Below are 19,780 nucleotides of genomic sequence, written 5' to 3' on the forward strand. Positions count from 1 at the left end.
ATATCAACACCCTGCTAAAATAATTTTTAAATTATTGAAGAAACCTTTATTAATGGAAGTTACATTTGAAAAAGATTTTTGACTTTTTCAAATGTAACTTCTTTTTGTTATATAAAATATGATTAAATGCAGCAAAATAGACATATAAAAGCAAAAATGGTAAACTTATAAAGTGAAATGTTTGTTTAGTAGAAGGTAAAATCTAGACAAGCACTTAATCTTGAATTGTTTGATAAATTTTATATGTTTGAAAGTTAAAGGAGTAAAAATGAATAAATTAGATAACTTATTTACTAAGGTTATGAATACAATGCTAAAAATTATATTATCAATTATAATTATAGCGAGCATTTGTATTTTATTTCCTATACTTATAGATAGCAATGTTGGGACAATAGTATTTTTATTAGTTATAATAATTTCTATATTATTTGAATATAAAATAATAAATTCTAATATTAGCTATAAACAAAAAATATTTTCATTAATATTAATATCAATTTTTATCAAAATTTTGTGGATTTTAAATGCAGATAATACACCAAATTCTGATTTTAAAGTCATGTATGAATGTGGTAAAAATTTCATATCAGGAGATTTAAGTTGTTTTAAAGGAATAGGCTATATAGGAAGATTCCCACATTTAACTATACATGTTTTATATATGGCAGCAATACAATATTTATCTCCAGCAAATAATTTGTTAATTATGAAGATTATAAGCTTGTTTTTAGGAACAACAGTAGTGTTAATTGTATATTTAATAACACTAGAATTGTTTAAAAGCAAAGAAAAAGCATTATTATCATTATTAATAGCAAGTGTATTTCCACCTTTTATAACGTATACTTCAGTATTTTGTAGTGAAAATTTAGCAATGCCTTTTTATTTATTAAGTATCTACTTATTTTTAAGAGGTATTGAATCTGATAAATATAAATTTCGATTATTTTGTCTCAGTAGCATATGTTTAGCTTTCGGAAATTTATTTAGAATGGTTGCTATTATAATTTTAATTGCATATACTTTATATATTTTAATTTATTATAAAGATAGAATATTTAAAAAGTTAATAAATATAGTTTTTGTTATTGTTCCATATTTTTTAATTATAGTTTTAGTTAGTAGCATTCTTCAAAAGGTAAATATTACAGAAAATCCATTATGGAGAGGAAGCGAACCTAAAATAACAAATGTATTAAAAGGAACTAATTTTAACAGCTTAGGTATGTGGAACGTTGAAGATGCAAAATTGGTAGAAGAAAATATAAATAACTATGATGAACTTAAACTAAAATGTAAAGAAGTAATACATGATAGGTTTACAACTGCGCCTACTATTAAAGTGTTGATTTTTTATTTAGGAAAATTAGGATCACAATGGTGTATAGGAGATTTTGCAGGATCTCTTTGGACTCAAAAAGATGTTCCAAAAGAAAAAATAATATTTAAGATAGGAATTTTTAGTTCAGCACCTTTTCAAATATTTTATATTATAATATTGATTTTTATTTTTTTAGGATTAAAGAAGAGAAGTGTTATGAATTCAAACTCAAAATTAAATTTATTTTATCTAATATTTCTAGGATATATAGCTGCTTATTTAATTACTGAAAATCAAAATAGATATGGTTATATAATAAGTTGGTTATTTATTATTTTAGCTGTTGATGGAATTAAAGATAGATTTTTATTTAAAGCAAAAGATGAATAGATTTATAATTTATTTAAAAACAATTATATTTTCTATAATTCTTGAAATAAAATAATAAGTATATTTATAATTTGCTTATGTTATAATTATATTAAAAAAATTAAAGGTGATTAATTTGAATTTAGATAAAAATATATTAGAAGAAATAATAAATATAAGTAAAAAATATGATTATATAAATAAGGTAGTTCTTTTTGGATCAAGGGCTAGAGAAGATAATAGTTTAAAAAGTGATATAGATTTGGCTATATACTCAGATAAGGATTTAGGAGAATATATCGAGGATATTGAATTAAATACTAGAACATTACTAGAATTTGATTTCTCTGATATGAAAAATATAAAGGATGAATTTTTTAAAGAGCAGATTAATAAGGATGGTGTCATTATATATGAGAAATATAGATTTTAAATATATGAATTTAAAAAAAGCATATAATAAATTAATGGAAGTAAGTAAATTATATGATGGTAAAGATGAAATCATAAGAGATAGTTTAATACAAAGGTTTGAATTTACTTATGAATTGACACATAAAACACTAAAAGAATTTTTAACTTATTCAGGGGTGACATTAGAAAATTCATTTCCTAGAACCATTTATAAAAAAGCATATGTTAATAATCTAATTTCAGATGATCAAGTATGGATTAACTTATTAGAAGATAGAAATAAAACATCCCATATTTATAATGAAGAGTTAGTAAGCGATATTGCTAATAGAATAGTTAATTGCTATGTTGGAGCAATTGGTGAATTAGTGAGTAATTTAGAGAAAATGATATAAATATATATTCAATCAGGGAGTAGATACTCCTTATTAGTTAAATGATAATAGAATGCGTGATACAATGGAAAGTCCTTTGAATTAAGGGCTTTTCTTTATTTTATGATAAAACTAATTGAGAACAAGACAAATTATTTAAAAGCTTAAGTGAAGCCTTTATTATAAATTCTATGAATCATCTAATTATTATGAATCATCTACTTATGAAGAAAAAGTTCTCATTATAAATATATATACAAGTTAATATTATTGATGAAATAATAGTGTAAATTATAGCAATAAAGATTAATAAGAAAAAAATTTATGTATAAACTAATGAAGTAAACTATAGCTATTTTTATAATTTAGCTATAAATATGTAATTATAAGAATATCTAGTACTTTATTACAAATATAAATATTAAAGGAGATAAAATGAATAATAAAGAAGTAATTACTAATGCTCATTTGAATTTAGAAAATACGTATATTAAACTTCCTAAAAAATTATTTTCAAAACAAAATCCAAACAAAGTACCAAGTGCGAAGCTAGTAGCATTTAATAGATCACTAGCAAAGAATCTAGGGTTAAATGAAGAGTTTTTGCAAAGTGATGATGAAGTAAATTTTTTTGCTGGAAATAAAATTTTAGAAGGTACAGTTCCAATTGCACAAGCTTATGCAGGTCATCAATTTGGACATTTTACAATGTTAGGGGATGGTAGAGCCGTTCTTTTAGGTGAATTTATATCAAAAAATGGAGAAAGATTTGATATTCAACTTAAAGGCACAGGTAGAACGCCATATTCAAGAGGTGGAGATGGAAAAGCCACTTTAGGGCCAATGCTTAGAGAATACATAATAAGTGAGGGCATGTATGGGTTAGGAATTCCGACAACTCGTAGTTTAGCAGTAGTTTCAACAGGGGAAGATGTAATAAGAGAACAAATTTTACCAGGAGCAATTTTAACACGTATAGCAAAAAGTCATATACGCGTTGGTACATTTCAATTTGCTGCAAATTGGGGAACATTTGAAGAACTTAAAGCATTAGCTGATTACACTTTAAATAGACATTTCAAAAAGGCAGAATATGAATGTAATCCTTATTTATATTTACTTAATGAAGTTATAAAGAGTCAAGCGAAGCTTATTTCAAAATGGCAGTTAGTGGGATTTATTCATGGAGTTATGAATACTGATAACATATCTATTGCAGGAGAAACGATTGATTATGGTCCTTGTGCATTTATGGATGTCTATGACCCTAATACTGTATTTAGCTCTATTGACATTAATGGGAGGTATGCTTATGGGAATCAACCTAAAATAGGAGCTTGGAACTTAGCTAGATTTGCAGAAACATTGTTACCATTATTAGATGAAGATTTAGAAAGGGCGACCAAGATAGCTGAAAATTCAATATCTAAGTATAGTGATTTATATAATAAATATTGGTACGTGGGAATGAGAGCAAAGCTTGGAATATTTAATGAAGAAGAAGAAGATAAAAAGTTAATACAATCTCTTTTAATTATGATGAAAAGATTTAAGGCAGATTATACAAACACTTTTCGTAATTTAACATTAGGAAATCTAAATGATATAGATATGTTTAAAAGTGAAGAATTTAAGATGTGGTATGAATTATGGCAAGAAAGATTAACAAGGCAAGATGAATCAAGTGAAGAATTAAAGAATCTAATGGAACAAAATAATCCAACAGTGATACCACGTAATAATAGAGTAGAAGAGGCCTTAGATGCAGCAGTTAAATATAATGATTATGGTGTTATGCAACGTCTTGTAGATGTTCTTAAAAATCCTTATGATTATTCAAATATCAATGAATATTATTCTACATTACCAAAATCAACAAGTTGTGCATATAAGACTTATTGTGGTACTTAAATGAAGATAAAAATGCAATACATTTCTAAACTGCCCAATGTCTACTTGACAGAGGGCAGTTTATTGTTGTGGGTTATTTTAATTTGTGGAAAATAAAGAAGAACTTAATATGTTTTTAGATAAAATATTTATAATAGAAAATTATAATAAATTTAAATAAACAGTCATAGAAATAGTTAATATGTTGAAAAATGAAAAAATAGATATGGAATTTATTGACTGGGAAATAATGGAGTGGTATTCTATTTGTATAGAATACGAAAGAAGATGGTAACATTAGAGTGAAAGGGGCTAAAATGAATTACTAGAAGAGAGGATGATTTTTGTGAAGAAAAGGAATTCACTGATTTTAATTTCAACATTGTTAATAGTTGCTATTATGTTAGGGGGATGCGGACAAGCATCAAAACCTACTACTGCAAATAATGAAAAAGACAAATCTTTATTAATTTATTGTGCTGCAGGTTTAAAAAAGCCAATGGATGAAATAGGGGAAAAATTCGAAAAACAAAATGGTGTTAAAGCTGAATTTACTTATGCTAATGCATCAGATCTTATAGGTCAAATGGAGATTTCACATAAAGGAGATATTTGTGTATTACCTTCAAATAAAGATTATGAAACGGCAAATAAAAAAGAATTAACGCTAGATAAAAAGGATTTAACATATCATACACCTGTAATTGCTGTGCCTAAAGGAAATCCACTTGATATAAAAAACTTACAAGATTTTTCAAAGTCTGAAGTCAGAGTTATCTTAGGAGACCCTGAAACATCACCATTGGGGAAATTGGCTATGAAATTATTTACTAAAGCAGGCATTCAAGATGAGGTAAAACCTAATATTGTTTCAACAGTTTCTACTGTAAATGAGATAGTAACCTATCTTTCTATGAAAAAAGCAGATGCTTCAATTGTTTGGGAAGATAATGCTCTTAATGCAGCTAAAGATATAGATTGCATTCAAATTCCAAATGAACAAAATTCAGTTGAAAAGGTAAATATAAGTACTCTGAAAAGTTGTGAAGATAAGGAGTTAAGTCAAAAGTTTATTGATTTTACTAATTCAGATGAAGGAAAGGCTATATTTACAAAAAATAATTTAAAACCTATTGAATAATATGTAAATGTTTACTTTAAAGTAGTATTGAGAGGCTAACTAATGAAATTTAATAAAAATTTAAAAGACATTTTTTTTAAAACATCTATATGTATATTTCTTTTGGTTTTCATATTATTTATAATTTTTGCAATATTTGGGGTATTACTAAGAGGCATTCCTAATTTAATAGAAAGTCTCTTGGATAAAGAAATTCAGTTTGCAATTAAGTTAAGCTTTTTTACATCAACCATATCAACAATAATTTGTTTGATGTTTTCTATACCTATATCATATGGATTAGTTAGGTTTAACTTTTGGGGTAAAAAAATTATAAATGCAATAGTACAAATGCCAATTTCAATTCCACCAATTGCATCAGGAATAGCTCTTTTATTACTATTTACTACAAAGCCTATAGAAAATATTGTTATTAAATTAGGAATAGATCCTGTTTTTTCTGTATATGGAATAATAGTAGCTCATTTTTTTATTAATACTCCATATATGATAAGAATTTTAAAAGTAACTTTTGAAAGTATTAATCCTAAGTTAGAATTTGTTGCTAGAACACTTGGTTATAGCAGTTGTGAATCATTTTTTAAGGTAACGCTTCCGTTAGCAAGAAATGGAGTAATTTCAGGAGTTATAATTGTATGGACTAGTGCATTGGGCGAATTTGGTACTGCTCTTATGCTTGCAGGAGCTATTCGTATGAAAACAGAGACATTACCAGCAGCAATATTTTTAAATTTAGCTGGTGGGGAACTGGATAAAGCGTTAGCAGCAGCAACAATATTAATAATTATGTCTATAGTATGTTTGTCTATTTTTCAATTGCTTGAAAAGAGAAATACAGAAAATATAAAATAATACTAAAAAGGAGTTATTTCATGCTTAAATTAGAGCATATTTATAAAAAACTAGGTAACTTTACACTTAAAGATATAAGTTTTGAAGTAAAAGAAGGGGAATATTTTGTTATATTAGGACCTACAGGAGCAGGTAAGACTATAATTTTAGAAATAATAGCAGGAATTTATAATCTGGATAAAGGTAGTATATATATAAATAATAGAAATTTGAGTAATGTTCCACCAGAGCATAGAAATATAGGATTTGTATATCAAGATTATTTGTTGTTTCCTCATTTATCTGTAAGAGAAAATATACTCTTTAGTTCTAAAGTAAAAAGCATGTCTAAAAGTAGTTCAGAGCAAGCTTTATTTAGTATATGTAAAATGCTTAATATAGAGCATTTATTGAATAGAAATATATCTATGTTAAGTGGAGGAGAACAACAGCGTATTGCTTTCGCAAGAGCTATTATTACTTCACCACAAATACTATTATTGGATGAAGTCAGCAGTGCACTTGATCCTTGTACTAAAGAAATTTTTCAACAAAACCTAAAAAAAATGCATAAAAATCTAAATACTACAACTATTCATGTTACTCATGATTTTAATGAGGCTTTGTATTTAGCAGACAGAATAGCAGTTATGAATAATGGAGAAATTCTTGAAATTGGAAGTCCAGAGGAAATATTTGAACATCCTTCATCAGAATTTATAGCTAAATTCACAGGATTTAGTAATCTATTTAAATGTAAGGTAAGTGATAGAAGAGCGATTTTATCAAATGATGTGAAATTTGTTGTTAAAAATAACAGTGTACTTAATGAGGCCATAGCTGCAGTACGTGGTGAAAATATTTTTCTGTTCTTAGACCCTAGAACTCAAAGCTTTGAGAATAAATTCAAAGGTAGAATTGTTGAAATTATTAATCAAGGTTTTATAAAAAAAGTTATAGTTGATATAGGTATTGAATTAAACTCATTTGTAACAGAAAAATGCATTGAAGATTTAAAGCTAAATCCAGGGAAAGAAGTGTATGTGGGAATTAAAGATAGTGATATACAAATTTTATAATAGAATTATGGAGGCAATAATATGAATGAAGCAGAATTTTATAATAGTTTATTTAATAAATTTATGAATATAGTTAATGATAATAATTTTTTAAATGATGAGGTTAAGGTAAAAGGAAAGGCTTTAAAGCCAGAGGAAGCTATAGGAAATCCAGATAGAAAAGATTTTCCTATTATAAAGGGAAAGGAAAAACTGCTTGAAGCAGATTTTAGAGGCCAAAAAGGTCAAGCTTTTACGGATATGCCTAATAATTTTGAAGGAACTTTAAAACAAATTATTGAAATGCCTTTAAAAACTAATTTTGATACAGCGGTATATATTGCAACTTTAAATGCTGTATGTAGATATTTAAAATTAACAGATAAAACTATTCATTGCAAAGATGGAGAACCAGAAGTATGTGCAGAGAAATTTGCTTATTATATTAAAGAGAAATATGATGATCCTAAAATAGCGATGATAGGGTATCAACCTGCAATATTAGACAACCTTTCTAAAAAATTTTCACTTAGAATTGTAGATTTAGCTTGTGATACAGTAGGTAAGATTAAATACGGTGTGTTAGTTGAAGATGGAAATAAATCTATAGATGATTTGTTGAATTGGTGTGATATAGTAGTTGCTACAGGCAGCACAATAGCAAATAAAACAATAACAAATTTTTTAATCGATAAACCTACTATTTTTTTTGGTACAACACTTGCAGGAGCAGCATCTTTAATGAATCTTGAAAGATTTTGTTCATGTTCAAAATAGTAGGTATAATGTTAATTAATATGGTATATGATATCTTTTAGTTAGCTGCAGTCTATAAATTAAATATTTAAATATAACTGGAAATTTATTTTCTAGTTATATTTTTTATGTAAATTATTAATTTTTAAAAATATAACGTTTAACTATGTGAAAAATAATTATTGCGTCTGCAAATGAGTGTAGGAATAGTATAGATTAACATATAAAGAAGAGTACAAATATAATAAAAAAGATGTTGCTATAAAATAATTTTTTAATAGCTTTATAGTAACATCTTTTTTTATTATTTGGAAATTTGTAGAATTTTTAAAGCATGAAATACTTCTATGATATGCTGTTAGAGATTTTTAGAATTAAAGAGTTTTACCTAGTATTAATTATTTAGCTATCATTAGCATATTCTATATCAGTTACCTATTTCAATACAATAATTAAAATGTAAATGAGTCTAGCAAAGAATATACAAGGAGGAGATTAATATAGATGGATTAGACTTATTTAAGGATAAAGAAGATGTTAGATTAGAAGAAGATATAGGAAATATGCCAAATGAACTTTTTTTTGCACTATTAGATACTGTATATATACTTATAGAATATAAAGGTGATATTGTGAGTATGGTGAAAAAAATTCCTAATGCTCGTGTTGCTATTGTTGATAAAAATCGTGCAATATTAGCAGTTATAGGAGATGTACAGGAAGTAGTTGATGAACTTTTTGAAGTAATTGTTTATGTTAATCCTAGTTCACTGTATACATTGTGTGATATTTCACCAGTAGAAGCATCGGGAGCAACTAGCTTTTATAACAGTGCTTACTTACCACTAAATGGGTCAGGGGTTATTGTAGGTATAGTTGATACTGGTATAGATTATTTAAATGAGGAGTTTATTAATGAAGATGATACTTCAAGAATTTTAACTATTTGGGATCAAAACATAACTGCGGGAAAAAATCCAGAAGGACAGTTTGTAGGTAGTGAGTATACTAGGGAAGAAATAAATAAGGCTATTAAGGCTAAAAGAGATGGACAAGATCCCTATGCTATAGTGCCTTCAAAAGATGAAAATGGTCATGGCACAAACATGGCATCAGTTGTGGGAGCTAGAGGTGTAAATCCAGCAATTATAGGAGCTGCACCAAGATGCGATTTTGCTATTGTAAAATTGGGAACTGCTCCTGAATTATTAAGGGAAGCTTTTGGCGTGTATGGTAATGCACCAACTTTTTCAACTTCAGTTTTATTTTTAAGTATGAAGTATTTATACGATTTATCTTATAAGTTAAAAAAACCTATTGTAATACTTTTACCTTTAAGTGGAATTAGAGGTGCCCATAATGGATTATCTATTACTGAGAGATATATAGATGAAATTTCAAGAGTAAGAGGAATAGCTGTAGTTGTACCAACTGGAAATCAAGGAGATGCAGGTAACCATGCTTCTGGAAAGATAAATAAAAAAGGTGATACTAAAAGTGTTCAGATTAAAGTAGATAAAAATCAAAAAAATATAAATTTTGAAATATGGGTTTCTAAACCTGATAAATTTGCATTATCAATTGTTTCTCCTTCTGGAGAAATAATTAGTAGAATGCCACCTAGTCTTAATAAAATAACAGAAATTAAATTCCTATATGAAAGTACTATAATATATATAGAATACTCTATACCAGAAGTACTAACTGGTGAGGAAAAAATTACAATTAATGCTAGAAATATAAGGGAAGGAATTTGGACATTTCAGCTTATAGGAGAATTGGTTATAAGTGGTCAGTATGATGCATATCTGCTGCAAAGAGAATTATTGGCTCCAGGTACGAAATTTTTAAATCCAGATCCATATATAACATTAACTATTCCATCAACATCATCATATGCCATATCTGTTGGGTATTATGATCAAAATAATAATTCAAATGTAACAGAATCCGGTAGAGGATATACAAGAGATGGGAGAGTTAAACCAGAGATAGTAGCAGGTGGAGTAAATACTTTAGTAACTGCTGTAGGTGGTGCAACACAAGCTATCAGCGGATCTAGTGTAGCAGCAGCGGTCGTAGCAGGATGCTCAGCACTTATATTTCAGTGGGGAATTATCAATGAAAATGACAAAAATTTATATGCCACAAAAGTTAAAACTTATCTTATTGCAGGCACATCAAAGCGAGAAGGTGACGTATATCCTAATCCACAATGGGGATATGGCATGGTTAATATGAAGGGGGTCTTTGATAATATTAGATTAAACGTTAATGAGTTTATAGGCAATAATGATATAGTTATTGAAAAAACAATAGGTGAAAATGAGTATTATGTTGGTAATTTATTTATAAGATTACCCAGAAAGTAATTAGTTAAAAATGATTGATGAAGTTCCCAAGGAATTTATCTATTAGTTAATTTAGAGTTTACAATTGAAGTTAAAAATATAAATGCTAAATGGTTTTTTATTAAGGAATATTTGAATAATCTATTATAGATAGCTATATTTTCAGGAGGAGATTAACATAGAAATTAGCAAGTTTGATTCTAAATTAAACTTATTGAATAGAATACCAGAACAGTTACTATATAAGGTAACATCTTTAGCACAAAATGAAAAAATTAATAAAGGAAATATAGAAATAGTAGTTTTGTTTGGAAATAATTTGGATAAAGTAACGAAGTCTGTGGAGCAGATAGGTGGTATATTTGAAAATTTAGGTTTTGGTTTTGGTATTGTTACTTTAAAGTCAGAAGACATACGCAAAGTATCTCAGATAGAAGGTGTGCAATATGTAGAGTTACCAAAAGTTTTATTTACTTCTGATTTTGAAAGCAATAAGGCTTGTTGTGTTCCAAATGTTTGGGATAGGTATGGCTTAACTGGAGAGGGTGTACTAGTTGGATTTATTGATACTGGTATAGATTATACTCATCCTGCTTTTATAGATGAAGATGGCAACACGAGAATTGATTTTATTTATGATTTAGGAGAGAATAAAAAAGTTTATGATAAAGTTCAAATAAATGAAGCCTTAAAATCAACAGATCCATATGCAATTGTAGATGTAAGAGATCATATAAATCATGGAACACATGTGGCAGGAATAGCTTGTGCAGGAGGTAAAATACCAAAACAAAATTATGGTGTAGCTTTTAAAAGCTCAATTGCTATGGTGAAAATTACTAGATATGGTTTTTTAAATTTTGCGTTAAGTACTCAGATTATGAGAGGAATAAAGTTTCTTGTAGATAAGGCAAATGAAATTAATAAACCACTTGCTATAAATATTAGTTTAAGTACTAATGATGGGGCCCATAATGGTACTAGTCTTTTAGAACAATATATAGACACTATATGTAAGCTTGAAAGAGTAGCAATGGTTATTGCATCAGGAAATGAAGGAGAGGCAGCTCATCATGTTGGTGGTGAATTAAGCGATGTGAATGTAATTCCATTTGGTGTAGCAGATTCTGAAGTAGCAATAAATCTACAATTATATAAACCACTTTTAGTTGATGTTTCTATTGAGATAGAGAATTCATTAGGTGAAAAAAGTGGAGAAATAGTCCTTCGTGATGGATATAGAGAAATTAATATAGGCGTTGATAAATGTATTATTTATAATACAGGACCTAAGCCTTTTGATATAAATGGAGAAATATCTATAAGTATTTTGCCAAGTTCAGAATCTTTACCAAGTGGTGAATGGAAATTAATTTTAAAAGTTCTTAATAAATATAGGGGAGTATATGATATATGGCTTCCTATTACAGAAGCTCTTAATCCAAAAACAAGGTTTCTTAAGCCAGATGTATATAATACCTTAGGAATTCCAGCTACAGTAGAGAGTGTAATATCAGTGGGTAGCTATAACAATAGAACAAATACTTTTTCATCTTTTTCAGGTAGGGGAAAATTTTATAAAACTTCATTTACAAAACCAGATATAGTAGCTCCAGGAGAACAAATATTATCTACAGTATCAGATAATGGGTTTGATACTAAAAGTGGAACTTCAATGGCTGCACCTCATGTAGCAGGAATATGCGCATTACTTTTACAGTGGGGAATAGTTAAGGGCAACGATCCATTTCTTTATGGAGATAGGCTTAAGTATTATCTTTCAAAAGGTGCTAAAAGAGACAGGACAGAGGTACTTTATCCAGATCCTAACTGGGGTTATGGCATTGTATGTGCTTATGATTCTTTAAATTTACTAAAATTAGCGAATGTTAGAGGTGAAAATACATCAAAAAATAACATGGATAATATTACAGATGAGGAGTTTTTTACATTACAAGACACTATCTTTGCAACTATAGAATATCAGGGGGATATTGTTGGTGCTGTAAAAAAAATCACCAATGCTCGTATTTTTATTGCTGATAAAAATTATGCAATATTAGCGGTACAAGGAGATTTAAATGAAGTAATTAATAAACTTTTTGATGTAATTATTTATGCAGTTCCTACTGTATTGCATACATTATGTGATATTTCACCAGTAGAATCATCGGGAGCAACTGTATTTCATAACAGTATTTACTTACCACTAGATGGTCGTGGCGTTACTATAGGTATAATTGATACGGGTATAGATTATTTAAATGAGGAGTTTATTAATGAAGATGACACATCAAGAATTTTAGCTATTTGGGATCAAAATATTTCTACTGGGAAACCACCTGAGGGCCAGTACGGAGGTAGTGAGTATACTAGAGAAGAAATAAATAAAGCAATTAAGGCTAAGAGAAGTGGTGAGGATCCTTATAAAATAGTACCAGCAAAGGATTCAACTGGTCATGGTACTAGTATGGCAGAAATTATAGGAGCTAGAGGTGCAAATCCAGAAGTTAGAGGCGTAGCACCGAAATGCAATTTTGCTGTTGTAAAATTAAGTCCTGCAGTATTATCATTAAGAGATGACTTTGGGGTATACGGAGATATACCTGCTTTTTCAACTTCAGTTGTATTTGCAGGTATTAAGTATTTATATGATTTATCTCGTAGGTTAAAAATACCTATGGTAATACTTGTACCTTTAGGTACAAATAGTGGTCCTCATAATGGACTATCCTTTATTGAGAGATATATAGATGAGATTTCAAGGGTTAAAGGAATAACTGTGGTTGTGGCAAATGGAAATCAAGGAGATTCAGATATTCATACATCTGGAACTATAGTTGAAACAGGTGATACTCAGAGTATTCAGCTTAAAATAGATAAAAGTCAAAAAAATATAAAATTTGAAATTTGGATGTCTAAACCAGATAAATTTTCATTATCAATTATTTCTCCTTCTGGAGAAGTAATTAGCAGAATACCACCTGCTCTTAATAAAATAACAGAAATTAAATTTTTATATGAAAGTACCATAATATATGTAGAATACTCTATACCAGAAACATTAACTGGTGAGGAAAGGATTACAATTAAAGCTAGAAATATAAGGGAAGGAATCTGGATATTTAAACTTACAGGAGAATTGGTTGTAACTGGGAAATGTGATGCATATTTAATTCAGAGAGAATTGTTAGCACCAGGTACAAAATTTTTAAATCCAGATCCATATATAACTTTAACTGTTCCATCAACATCAGCATATGCTATATCCACTGGCTATTATAATCAAAATAATAATTCTAATGTAAGAGAGTCAGGAAGAGGATATACAAGAGATGGTAGAGTTAAACCAGATGTAGTAGCAGGTGGAATAAATGCTTTAGTATCTAAGGCTGGAGATGCTGGAACGCAACTTGTTAGTGGATCTAGTGTGGCAGCAGCTGTGGTAGCAGGATGTTCAGCGCTGATATTTCAGTGGGGAATTGTTAATGGAAATGATATAAATTTATATGCAACAAAAGTTAAAACTTATCTTATTGCAGGCACATCAAAACGGGAAGGTGATGTATATCCTAATCCACAGTGGGGATATGGTATGGTTAATATGAAGGGAGTCTTTGATAATATTAGATTTAAAATTAACAATAGTATAGAAGAGAAAAATATAGTTACAAAAAAAACAATATATAAAAACGAGTATTATGTTGGTAATTTATTTATAAGATTACCTAAAGAATATTTAATTGAGAGTTAGGAGTTGAGAATGAATTATGAATTTTCTGAGGAGTTTTATAATTCATTATTACTTCTCTAGTCTCAATTTTTATATTAGTGCATAGATAGTCAAAAGGGGGGATTAGTATAAAAAAGAGTAAGATTTATAAAAAAGATCATAGAAAGGATTCAGATGATGTTTTTACAGGAGACAATGTAACATATGCACTAGTAGACTACAGTGGAGATATTGTTAGTGCTGTAAATAAATTTACAAATGCTAAGGTATTTGTAATTAATGAAAATACTGCATTACTATCAGTTATAGATGAAGATATAGAGGAGATAGTCAGTAAACTATCTAATGTAATTACTTATAGAAATCCTGTAGCCATATATACATTATGTGCTGTTTCACCAGTGGAAGCATCTGGAGCTGCGCAGTTTCATAACAATGAGTACTTACCATTAGATGGATCAGGTGTTATATTAGGAATAATTGATACGGGAATAGATTATTTAAATGAAGAATTTATAAATGTAGATGGTACCTCAAGGATTTTAGCTATCTTTGATCAAACAATTAATACAGGAAAAAGACCTAGTGGTCAAGCTCTAGGAACTGAGTATACAATAGAGGATATAAATAATGCAATTAAAGCTAAAAGAGAAGGTAAAGATCCGTATGCAATAGTACCTTCAAAGGATGAAATAGGTCATGGTACAAATATGGCAGGAATTGCTGCTGGTAGAGGCGCAAAACCATCACTTGCAGGAGCAGCACCTAAATGTGATTTAGCTATTGTAAAACTATTACCTGCAAGTAAAAAATTAAAAGAGGAAGGTTATGTATATGGAAATGCACCTATCTATTCAAATATTGCAGTGTTTAGTGGAATAAGCTATCTATATGAGCTTTCTATGAATCTAAAGAAACCGATTGTAATATTGATACCACTAGGCTATAATATGGGGGCTCACAATGGATTAGCTCTTAATGAAAGATATATAGATGAGATTTCAAGAATTAGAGGAGTAGCTGTTGTTGTACCAACAGGAAATGAAGCAGATGCAGATACTCATACTTCAGGAGTAATAGTTAAAGATGGTGATGTTGCTAATATTGAGCTTATAGTAGATGAGAAACAAAAAAATTTAAAATTTGAAATATGGATTTCTAAACCAGATAAAGTAACATTATCAATTACATCTCCTTCTGGAGAAATAGTTGATAGAATAGCGCCCATAAACAAAAAGATTACAGAAATTAATTTTATATATGAAAAAACTAAGATGTTTATTCAGTATCTTAAACCAGAGGAAATAAGTGGTGATGAAAAAATTAATATTACAGCCATAAATATAGCTGAAGGTATATGGGATTTTAAGCTTTTAGGAGAAATGGTGTCAGTAGGTAAATATAATGCTTATTTACCACAGAAGTCAATAATTGCACCAAATACAAAATTTTTAAGTCCAAATCCAGATGGAACATTAATGATTCCATCAACATCAAGACATGCCATATCTGTTGGGTATTATAATCAAACTAACAATGCAATTGAAGTAGATTCTGGTAGAGGTTATACAAGGGATGATAGAATAAAACCAGATATAGTAGCTGGTGGAGTTAATGCATTAGCAATTTACGGAAATAATAGCGACAAAATTATCAGTGGATCCAGTGTGGCAGCAGCTGTAGTTGCAGGATGTTGTGCACTTATATTCCAGTGGGGAATTGTTCAGGGTAAAGATAGATCTATGTATTCAATAAAACTTAAAACATATTTAATAAGAGGAACATCCAAAAGGGAAGGTGATGAGTATCCTAATCCACAGTGGGGTTATGGAATCATCAATATGAAGGGCGTTTTTGATAACATTAGAGGATTAAAAGAACAAAATAGCAGAGAGATGGCGGAACCTCCAAATAATTTTTTTGATATAAATAATATGATTTTTTTGGTTGAATATAAAGGTGATATAGTTAATGCATTGAAGAATTTTAAAAATACGTCAGTATATATAGTAGACGAAAAACGTGCATTAATTGCAACACCATATGAAATTTATGATGATATGGTAAAATCAACACATGAAATAGTATATGTAGATTTAGGCGATGCATATACAACTTGCGATATTTCACCAGTAGAAGCATCTGGAGCTACTGTGTTTCATAATAATGTTTATTTACAACTAAGTGGTTTAGGTGTAATTGTAGGGATAATTGATACAGGAATAGACTATTTAAATGAAGAATTTATAAATGAGGATGGAACCACTAGAATTTTAGAAATCATGGATAGAAGTATTCCAGATAACTCATCTAAGCTTAAATGTGCTGTATATAAACAAGAGGATATAAATAAGGCAATACAAGCTAAAAAAAATGGGCAAGATCCATATGAAATTGTACCATCTAAGGATGAAATAGGTCACGGAACAAATATGGCAGGGATAATAGCTGCAAGAGGTGCTACACCTGGGATAATTGGTGCAGCGCCTAGGTGCAATTTAGCAATAGTAAAACTTAGACCAGCATTTAAGTCTTTTAGAGAGTATTATCAAGTTTATGGAAATGAGCCTGTATACCAAAATTCAGACATATTACTTGGCATAAAATATTTGTATGATTTATCAGTTGAGTTAAAGAAGCCTATTGTAATATATATTCCATTAGGCACCAATACTGGACCTCATAATGGAGAAGCATTTATTGAAAAATATATAACTGAAATTTCTAATTATAATGGTGTAGCAGTTGTTGTTCCTAGTGGTAATCAAGGAAATACGGATACTCATACTTCAGGAGTAATAAAAAATAAAGGAGAAGAGGCAACTATAGAAATTCAGATAGGAAAAAATCAGCATGATATACGTATCCAAATATGGATGTCCAAGCCAGATAAGGTAGCATTATCAATAATATCTCCTACAGGTGAAGCTATTAGTAAAATATCTCCAAAGCTTAAAACAGTGACAGATATTAATTTTCTGTATGAAGAAACTAAAATGACAATAGAATATTTTATACCTGAGGAATTAACAGGAGAGCAAAAAATACTTATCATTGCAAGAAATATTAGAGAAGGCATATGGAAATTTAAACTTATAGGTGAGTTAATCGTAGTTGGAAAATATGATGCATGGATATTACAAAGAGAGATTTTAGCGCCAGATACAAAATTTCTTAATCCTATTCCCAATACTACATTAACTACGCCAGGAACCTCCAAGGGGGCAATAACTATAGCATATTACAATCAAAATAACAACTCAATTGTACTTGAGTCAGGTAAGGGTTATACTAGGAATAATATGGTTAAGCCAGATATTGCAGCAGGTGGAATTAATACTATAACAACTTCTGTAGGTGGAGGAACTCAAATTATTAGTGGTTCAAGTGTGGCAGGTGCTGTTACAGCGGGGGCATGCGCACTATTGCTTGAGTGGGGGATTGTTGAGGGAAATGACAGTCCAATGTTTGCTATAAAATTAAAAACATATTTAATAAGAGGAGCAAATAAAAGACAAGGAGACGTTTATCCTAATCCTCAGTGGGGTTATGGTATGCTAGATGTAAAAGGGGTTTTTGATAATATTAGAGGACTTGAAAAAGAGAAAAACAGAGAAATATCAATAAATAAAAAAATAAATTATTTTTTAAAAGAAAATAATTTAAATACAGTAGTTGAATATAGAGGAGATATAGTTAATGCAATAAAGAAGTTTCAAGATTCAGATGTATATATAATAGATGAAAAACGAGCGTTTATAACATTGCCATATGAAATAAATAGCAAGGTATTAAAGACAACTAAAGAAATAATTTTTGCAGATCCAGGTTCAGCTCTTACACTATGTGATATATCACCTGTAATAGCATCAGAAGCAACACTATTTCACAATAGCGAATACTTATCATTAGATGGTTCGGGGGTTATTGTTGGCATCGTTGATACTGGAATAGATTATTTAAATGATGAATTTATAAATAAAGATGGAACTTCTAGGATTATATCAATTTATGATCAAAATATTGAAAACGATACTCTACAACCAGAAATTATAGCGGGGACTATATACACGCAAGATGATATTAATAAGGCAATACAAGCAAATCGAAATGGTAGTGATCCATATAAAATTGTACCATCTAAGGATGAAATAGGTCATGGAACAAAAATAGCAGGTATTATAGCAGCAAAAGGCGCTAATCCAGAACTTATAGGAGTAGCTCCGAAGTGTAGCTTAGCAGTTGTAAAGCTTAGATCAGGTAATAAGGCTTTCAGACAAGCTTATGCACTTTATGGAAATGAAATTTCATATAAAAATACTTCAGTATTTTTAGGTATGAGATATTTATTAGATTTAGCATCTAAATTAAATAAGCCTATTATAATGTATATTCCATTAGGAACAAATATGGGTGCTCATACTGGAGAGTCCTTAGTTGAAAGATATTCAGAAGAAATTTGTAAAAATATTGGAGTTGCAGTAGTTGCTCCAACTGGTAATCAAGGAAATACTGCAACTCATACTTCAGGAACAATAAAGAGTGCAGGAGATATTGGCATTATAGAACTTAAAATAGGAGAAAAACAGAAAGATATACGTATTGAAATATGGATTTCAAAGCCAGATAAAGTAGCACTATCAATAACATCTCCAACTGGTGAGGTTATTAAAAGAATACCTCCAAAGCTTAAGGAAATTGTAGATGTTACTTTTGTATATGAAGAAACTAAAATGACAATAGAATATTTTATACCAGAGGAAATAAGTGGAGATCAAAAAATAGTTATTGTGGCAAGAGATATTAGAGTAGGTATATGGCAATTTAAGCTTATAGGAGAATTAATTTTAGTAGGAAGATATGATGCATGGATATTACAGAGAGAACTTATAGCACCTGATACAAGATTTCTTAGACCTAACCCATATATTACATTGACTCTTCCAGGAACATCTAGCAGTGTTATAACTGCAGCATACTATAATCAAAATAATAATTCGATCGTACCAGAATCAGGAAGAGGGTTTACAAGAAATGATATGATAAAGCCTGATATTGCAGCTGGAGGAGTTAATGCTAAGACCACTTCGGTAGATGGAACCACTGCAATTATTAGTGGTTCAAGTGTGGCAGGTGCTGTTGTAGCAGGATCCTGTGCATTACTATTTCAATGGGGAATTATTGATGGTAATGATACTACAATGTATGCTGACAAATTAAAAACATATTTGATAAGAGGTGCTCAGCAAAGACCAGGAGACGTATATCCTAATCCTCAGTGGGGATATGGAATGCTTAGTTTGAAGGGGGTCTTTAATAATATTAGATCTAAAAAAAATGATAAAGATGCTAATTGTAATAGAGAAATAGAGAAACCAAGGAATGAATATTATGTAGGTAATTTATTTATAAGGCTGCCTAAAAGTTGGGATATAGATTATTATAATAAATAAATTAAGTAGATAAGAAAAGTTCATCCTGATATAATGTTTTTTGGAAAGTTTATAAAAGAATAATAGTGTGGGAAATTAAATACTAC

Annotated in this window: 11 protein-coding genes; all 11 read left to right on the forward strand. The window is 29.3% G+C overall.

The genetic code is table 11. The annotated features are described in order from the left end of the window. Window positions 1-268 precede the first annotated feature (268 nt). The 11 genes from NG918_RS12255 to NG918_RS12305 all read left to right on the forward strand — a co-directional run bounded on the left by NG918_RS12255 (window position 269) and on the right by NG918_RS12305 (window position 19,694). The gene (locus NG918_RS12255) at window positions 269-1,714 is read left to right on the forward strand and encodes a glycosyltransferase family 39 protein (RefSeq protein ID WP_252226420.1); all 1,446 of its coding nucleotides are present in this window, start codon (window positions 269-271) and stop codon (window positions 1,712-1,714) included. Between the two features lie 106 nt (window positions 1,715-1,820). Then, a complete protein-coding gene (locus NG918_RS12260; RefSeq protein WP_252214378.1) occupies window positions 1,821-2,126 on the forward strand; it encodes a nucleotidyltransferase domain-containing protein in 306 nt (101 codons plus the stop codon). After that, window positions 2,107-2,502, forward strand: coding sequence for an HI0074 family nucleotidyltransferase substrate-binding subunit (locus NG918_RS12265; protein WP_252214377.1), 396 nt, complete (start codon window positions 2,107-2,109; stop codon window positions 2,500-2,502). Before NG918_RS12260 ends, NG918_RS12265 begins: the two co-directional genes overlap by 20 nt. A gap of 414 nt (window positions 2,503-2,916) precedes the next feature. Then, a complete protein-coding gene (locus NG918_RS12270; protein ID WP_252214376.1) occupies window positions 2,917-4,392 on the forward strand; it encodes a protein adenylyltransferase SelO in 1,476 nt (491 codons plus the stop codon). Between the two features lie 325 nt (window positions 4,393-4,717). Then, window positions 4,718-5,512, forward strand: a complete 795-nt coding sequence (modA, locus tag NG918_RS12275; RefSeq protein WP_502801311.1) for a molybdate ABC transporter substrate-binding protein — start codon at window positions 4,718-4,720, stop codon at window positions 5,510-5,512. Window positions 5,513-5,554: 42 nt separating this feature from the next. Then, a complete protein-coding gene (locus NG918_RS12280; RefSeq protein WP_252226422.1) occupies window positions 5,555-6,364 on the forward strand; it encodes an ABC transporter permease in 810 nt (269 codons plus the stop codon). Window positions 6,365-6,384: 20 nt separating this feature from the next. Beyond that, a complete protein-coding gene (locus NG918_RS12285; RefSeq protein ID WP_252226423.1) occupies window positions 6,385-7,422 on the forward strand; it encodes an ABC transporter ATP-binding protein in 1,038 nt (345 codons plus the stop codon). A gap of 21 nt (window positions 7,423-7,443) precedes the next feature. Continuing rightward, window positions 7,444-8,178 carry a Rossmann-like domain-containing protein gene (locus NG918_RS12290; RefSeq protein ID WP_252226424.1) on the forward strand — a complete coding sequence of 245 codons (735 nt, stop codon included), beginning with the start codon at window positions 7,444-7,446 and terminating at the stop codon, window positions 8,176-8,178. A 542-nt stretch (window positions 8,179-8,720) separates the two neighbouring features. Continuing rightward, a complete protein-coding gene (locus NG918_RS12295; protein WP_252214372.1) occupies window positions 8,721-10,529 on the forward strand; it encodes a S8 family peptidase in 1,809 nt (602 codons plus the stop codon). Between the two features lie 163 nt (window positions 10,530-10,692). Then, the gene (locus NG918_RS12300; protein WP_502801312.1) at window positions 10,693-14,262 is read left to right on the forward strand and encodes a S8 family serine peptidase; all 3,570 of its coding nucleotides are present in this window, start codon (window positions 10,693-10,695) and stop codon (window positions 14,260-14,262) included. A 380-nt stretch (window positions 14,263-14,642) separates the two neighbouring features. After that, complete coding sequence (locus NG918_RS12305; protein ID WP_252226425.1) at window positions 14,643-19,694, forward strand: S8 family peptidase; 5,052 nt, start codon at window positions 14,643-14,645, stop codon at window positions 19,692-19,694. The last annotated feature ends 86 nt before the right edge of the window (window positions 19,695-19,780 follow it).

The organism is Clostridium sp. ZBS2 (assembly GCF_023845855.1).
GTDB classification, from domain to species: Bacteria; Bacillota; Clostridia; order Clostridiales; family Clostridiaceae; genus Clostridium; species Clostridium aquiflavi.

Excerpts from the sequence above, each read along its gene's own strand:
- NG918_RS12255 (WP_252226420.1), top strand. The coding sequence starts at position 269 with ATGAATAAATTAGATAACTTATTTACTAAGGTTATGAATACAATGCTA.
- NG918_RS12265 (WP_252214377.1), top strand. The coding sequence starts at position 2,107 with ATGAGAAATATAGATTTTAAATATATGAATTTAAAAAAAGCATATAAT.
- NG918_RS12270 (WP_252214376.1), top strand. The coding sequence starts at position 2,917 with ATGAATAATAAAGAAGTAATTACTAATGCTCATTTGAATTTAGAAAAT.
- NG918_RS12280 (WP_252226422.1), top strand. The coding sequence starts at position 5,555 with ATGAAATTTAATAAAAATTTAAAAGACATTTTTTTTAAAACATCTATA.
- NG918_RS12285 (WP_252226423.1), top strand. The coding sequence starts at position 6,385 with ATGCTTAAATTAGAGCATATTTATAAAAAACTAGGTAACTTTACACTT.
- NG918_RS12290 (WP_252226424.1), top strand. The coding sequence starts at position 7,444 with ATGAATGAAGCAGAATTTTATAATAGTTTATTTAATAAATTTATGAAT.
- NG918_RS12295 (WP_252214372.1), top strand. The coding sequence starts at position 8,721 with ATGCCAAATGAACTTTTTTTTGCACTATTAGATACTGTATATATACTT.